Below are 5,291 nucleotides of genomic sequence, written 5' to 3' on the forward strand. Positions count from 1 at the left end.
TTTTGGCTTTGTCTGATGACGATTTCTTTGTCTTTTGCGCGATAATCATTTCCTCCCTTTTTGTTCGGGAGAAGCGTCTGATATTTTCGAATCCTCCCTGCTTTTACTTTTGTTTGCTGGTAATTTAAAAGCATTGAAAATTCTGATATCCGACGTTGTAGCTCGCGTATTGATATGCAGCCATTAACGTGGTTTTGACTTGTTTTAAAAACGGCTTATACTATGATATAATTTCTCACAGTCTGCCTTGTAGATTTTGCTAGAATGTAATGCTTTGGATGAATGATAACATAAGTTTATACATATGTCATTATAATTTTATATTTCCTGTTATCTTTATGAATTTTCACTAGTTCCTTTTTCTACTCTTTCCTCTTCTCCCGCAGCTCTAACACCAGCTCATACACCTCCGGTCTGTGCTCTTTTAAATGCTCATCCAGAAGATGCCTGCGCTCCTTAAAACGCTCTGCCAGCTCCGGATGCTCCTTTGCGATACGGTCATGCACTTCTTTCCGGTGTGCCTCCAGTTTGCCCGCTAACGTCATCTCGTCCTTGCCGGAGATATTGACGATTTCCTTTAAGTGCTCCTCTAAATGTTCCAGCCACTCATCCTCATCGAGTGCCTCCATGTGCGCCCAACGGCCATGGAATAAATTTTCAACGTCCCCTGTCTGTTTTAATTGCTCAATCTGCAGGACAATCTGTTTTTCGATCTCTTCTTCTGTTTCCGAGCCAAACGCCCAGACAAACTCCTGCACACGGTTATCCGCGCGTTTTCTTGATGCGCTGCGTTCCTCGTTATCCACACCACCCTCAAGCGGATACGGTCTGTTGATCCCCATATCTTTTAAAGCAATATGTATGGTTCTCCGCACACAGCCTTCCTCAATCAGATATCCGAGGCCTAACTTCCTGAGCTGCTCATTCACATCTGCAATATGCTCCGTCATGTAAAAGCGGATTCCCTTTTCCTTCAAAGATCTGTATAAAATCTCCAGACGGTCTGCCGCTGTGATATCCAGGCCTCCAATTCCTCCGGCATCCAAAATGACTGCTTTCGTGTCATCTTTGATATGCTCCTCGATATCCTTCTGCAGCACCCCGATATTTGCAAAAAACAGATTGCTGCTGAAACGATAGATCACAACTCCCTCCACCGCATGGATCTGGCTGCCTTCCCGCAAATCCCTGAAATGCTGATGGCCGGGCTGGATTCCCAAGAAACATCTTGCCGGTTTTGAAGTACGGATGATCATTTCTGTAAAAGAAAGGATAATTCCGATCAAAACGCCGTTAATCGTGCCAAGCATCAATACACCAAGAAAAGCTCCTATAAAAATGAAACACTCCGTCCGGCTGACTTTCCACAGCCTGACCGCAAGTTCAAACTCTGTTGCACCAAGCAGTGCTGAGATCACGATCGCCGTAAGTACCGGAATCGGCAGATATCCGATAAAACCGGTTCCACATAAAAGAAGAATGATCATCGACACCCCTGCCACGATACCGGTAAGCTGTGTTTTTGCCTGATACTGTTCCCCCATTGCACTACGTGATACCGATCCATTGATCGGACAGCAGCCGGTAAACGCTGCAACAAAATTTCCTATGGAAAATGCAAAAAGTTCCTGATTATCGTCAATCTTATAACCGTTTTTCTGAGCAAAACTGTTCTCTGCGAGCAAAGTCTCAGCCATTATGACAACAGCAACCGACAGGCTTGTGATGATCGCATCCTTCGGTGCAATCACTGAAAAATCCGGTATGCTCCATTCCGGCATGCCGGGTTCTACTGCTGCAAGCGTCTGTACACCCCATTCCCTGACCGGCAGGAGCCGTGTCATAAGTGCCCCTGCTGCCATCAGTGCAACTGCCATCGGAAACTTTGGGATCAGCTTTTTCGAAACCAGAAGAATCACAAGTGCAAAAAGTCCGATCACAAGCGACGGCAGATTGATCTGACCTGCCGTCCCTGCAATATGCTCTGCCAGTTCAAAAAGTTCTCCGACTCCTGCCGTTCCACCCATCAGCTTTGGCACCTGCATCAGTATGATCGTGGTACAGATTCCGGTGATAAATCCTCCCATGACCGGTGCAGAAATAAAATTGACCAGTTTTCCTGCCTTCATAAAATAAAATGCCAGAAGCCACAGTGCCACAAAAAAAGTCAGTACAGGCACTGCTGCCATGGCCTCTTTCGTTCCGCCTTCAATGCCAAGTCCCACAATAGCTGAACCGATCAATGCTGCCGGAGCCGCATCCACACCAAAAATAAACTGTGGTGACGTGGAAAAAAATCCAAATAAAATGATCGGGAACACCGAGCCGTATAATCCATAAACTGCCGGAAGTCCTGCAATCTGTGCATACCCCATGGAAATCGGGATAGAAACTGCCATGATGATGATTCCAGCAAGAATGTCCTTTGGAAGATTTTTCTTATTATAATGTTTTAATGTCTGGAATGGCTGCACTCTCATGTTTCAATCACACTTCTCTCTTTTTATTCAAACCTGACATGCTCTATATTTTTTCTTCCCTACTGTATCACAAATTTTTTAAAATCAAAAGATATTCCCTTGTAAAATCTTCCTATGAATGATACGATATTTTTATGCGCTTTTTCTTACTAATGTGATGAATCGCGAAGGAATTTTTAATGCAGCTGTTTTTATAAAACAGTGCAGAAACGGAGGATTAGATTTCTATGAGTGAATACAGAATGGGGACAAAATGTGTGCAGGCAGGTTACACACCTGGCAATGGAGAACCGAGACAGGTGCCGATCATCCAGTCTACCACTTTTAAATACAGTACCAGCGAGGATATGGGAAAACTTTTTGATTTAGAGGCAGATGGTTATTTTTACAGCCGGCTGCAGAATCCTACTAACGATATTGTCGCTGCAAAAATTGCAGCTATGGAAGGCGGTTCTGCTGCAATGCTGACCTCTTCCGGACAGGCAGCAAACTTTCTTGCCATGTTTAACATATGTGAATGTGGCGATCATATCGTTGCTTCCTCCTCTATCTATGGTGGAACTTTCAACCTGCTCGCTGTCACGATGGCAAAAATGGGAATCACGACCACATTTGTTTCTCCTGATGCTACTGAGGAAGAATTAAATGCAGCATTTAAGCCAAATACAAAGCTTATGTTTGGTGAGACGATTGCTAACCCTGCACTCACCGTTTTAGATATCGAACTATTTGCAAAAGTTGCCCATGCCAACGGCGTTCCGCTTGTGATCGATAACACGTTCCCGACTCCAGTCAACTGCCGCCCGTTTGAATGGGGTGCTGACATCGTAACCCACTCCACGACCAAATACATGGATGGTCACGGAGCTGCCTTAGGCGGAGCGATCGTGGACAGTGGTAAATTTGACTGGATGGCTCACGCTGATAAATATCCGGGACTGTGTACTCCGGATGAAAGTTATCATGGAATCACCTACGCAGAAAAATTCGGTAAAGAAGGTGCCTTCATTACAAAATGTACTGCACAGCTGATGCGTGACTTTGGCTGCATGCAATCCCCACAGAATGCCTTTATTTTAAATCTCGGCTTGGAGTCCCTGCATGTCCGTATGCCAAAACATGTAGAAAACGGTCAGGCCGTTGCTGAATTTTTAGAGCAGCACCCCAAAATTGCCTATGTCAACTATCCAGGACTGCCTTCCAGCAAATATTATGAGCGTGCAAAAAAATATCTGCCAAATGGTGGCTGTGGTGTTGTCTCTTTCGGTTTAAAAGGTGGACGTGGTGCTGCCTCCACATTTATGCAGAATTTAAAACTCGGTGCGATTGAAACACATGTTGCTGACGCAAGAACCTGCTGCTTAAATCCTGCAACATCCACACACCGCCAGATGACCGACGAACAGTTAAAAGAAGCCGGCGTTCCGGCTGAACTTGTCCGTATCAGCCTCGGTCTTGAGGATAAGGAAGACTTAATTGCAGATATTTCCAATGCACTTGATTCGATCAGGGAATAAAATAAAAAACATATACAAAAAATGGATGTTTCCTCATTTAATCTATTGGAAACATCCATTTTTATAAATATAACGGATAAATATTAATATTTATCCTGATCTCTGCTCATACCGGCATCAACTGATTTTTTGCTTCTCCCACATACAACAGCGCGTTGTTATGGTTTGACTTAATTTCTTCCTCTGTCAGCTTTCTTATTATCTTCGCCGGATTTCCAAATGCAAGGCTGCCATCCGGGATTTCCATGTTCTGTGTCACAAGAGCCCCTGCACCAATGATACAGTTATCGCCGATCACTGCACCATTTAATATGATCGCCCCCATTCCGATCAATGTATTATTGCCGACCTCACATCCGTGTACAATCGCACCATGCCCGATCGTCACATCGTTTCCAATGGTAAGCGCATGCCCGTCTCCCACATGAAGGACCGCATTATCCTGTACGTTCGTCCTGCTTCCGATCGTAATCCTGTCAGTATCTCCACGCACCGTTGCATGATACCATATTCCTGAATCTTCTCCGATCGTAACATCTCCTTTTACAATCGCACCTTCTGCTAAATAGTATGCCATGCTGCTCTCCCTTCCGACCGTTTTTACTCCCAGTCCTCTACTATCCTTAGATCACTTCTTTCCCCTGACCTGACTGATATAAGCCGAAACAACTGCAGCCACACCATCAATCCCAAGTCTGCACTCATCTAAACACAGATCATAATTATCTGCTAATCCCCAGGTTTCCCCGGAATAATAATTATGATACTGCTTTCTTCGACGGTCTGTGTCATCCACGATCATTTTTGCTTTCGACTCTGATACATGGTGTTTCTCTGCGATTTTTTCAATTCTTGTTTTCTTGTCCCCGCAAAGGAAAATACGAACCGCATCCGCATGTTCTTTGTACGCATAATCCGATGCACGACCGATCACGATGCACGGCTGATCATCAAACAACGCCGTTAATGCCTTTTTCGGTGTCTCACGCACCTTTAAATTCATATCATCCGCAACCATGCTCATCATATCATCAACCTGCCGTTCCCCAAAATAAAACGGATACTTTTCATACACTTTTTTCTCTTTTGCAAGCTCGATCAGTTCCTTTTTGGAATAACACGGAATACCGTATAATTCTGATAACCTTCTTCCTACTTCGTCCCCTTCACATCCGCATTGTCTGGCAATTGTTATAATCATAATGATCCTCCATTCCTGCAAGTCCTTTTATGAAAACCACATTCTTATCCTATATTATTCACGGCACAGCCGTGAAAGTGGCTGAAAACCACA

The 5,291-nt window shown here is 44.4% G+C and carries 4 protein-coding genes; 1 reads left to right on the forward strand and 3 read right to left on the reverse strand.

Annotated elements, in window-relative coordinates:
- Positions 1–362 precede the first annotated feature (362 nt).
- Positions 363–2,480, reverse strand: a complete 2,118-nt coding sequence (locus DXA60_RS18215; RefSeq protein ID WP_117922666.1) for a SulP family inorganic anion transporter — start codon at positions 2,478–2,480, stop codon at positions 363–365.
- 227 nt (positions 2,481–2,707) lie between these two features.
- On the opposite strand from DXA60_RS18215, the gene DXA60_RS18220 reads away from it, so the two are divergent.
- Positions 2,708–3,997, forward strand: a complete 1,290-nt coding sequence (locus DXA60_RS18220) for an O-acetylhomoserine aminocarboxypropyltransferase/cysteine synthase family protein (protein WP_117922667.1) — start codon at positions 2,708–2,710, stop codon at positions 3,995–3,997.
- 106 nt (positions 3,998–4,103) lie between these two features.
- Here the strand turns inward: DXA60_RS18220 and DXA60_RS18225 are convergent, their stop codons facing one another.
- Together DXA60_RS18225 and DXA60_RS18230 are read right to left on the reverse strand one after the other, a co-directional pair.
- Positions 4,104–4,574 (reverse strand): gamma carbonic anhydrase family protein, encoded by a 471-nt coding sequence (locus DXA60_RS18225; protein WP_117922668.1) that lies wholly within the window; start codon positions 4,572–4,574, stop codon positions 4,104–4,106.
- Between the two features lie 51 nt (positions 4,575–4,625).
- Complete coding sequence (locus DXA60_RS18230; RefSeq protein ID WP_117922669.1) at positions 4,626–5,198, reverse strand: cytidylate kinase-like family protein; 573 nt, start codon at positions 5,196–5,198, stop codon at positions 4,626–4,628.
- Positions 5,199–5,291 lie beyond the last annotated feature (93 nt).

The sequence above is a fragment of the Roseburia sp. OF03-24 genome, from assembly GCF_003463035.1.
GTDB classification, from domain to species: domain Bacteria; phylum Bacillota; class Clostridia; order Lachnospirales; family Lachnospiraceae; genus Roseburia; species Roseburia rectibacter.

Coding starts and splice junctions, on each gene's coding strand:
- DXA60_RS18225 (WP_117922668.1), bottom strand. CDS start 4,574: ATGGCATACTATTTAGCAGAAGGTGCGATTGTAAAAGGAGATGTTACG.
- DXA60_RS18215 (WP_117922666.1), bottom strand. CDS start 2,480: ATGAGAGTGCAGCCATTCCAGACATTAAAACATTATAATAAGAAAAAT.
- DXA60_RS18230 (WP_117922669.1), bottom strand. CDS start 5,198: ATGATTATAACAATTGCCAGACAATGCGGATGTGAAGGGGACGAAGTA.
- DXA60_RS18220 (WP_117922667.1), top strand. CDS start 2,708: ATGAGTGAATACAGAATGGGGACAAAATGTGTGCAGGCAGGTTACACA.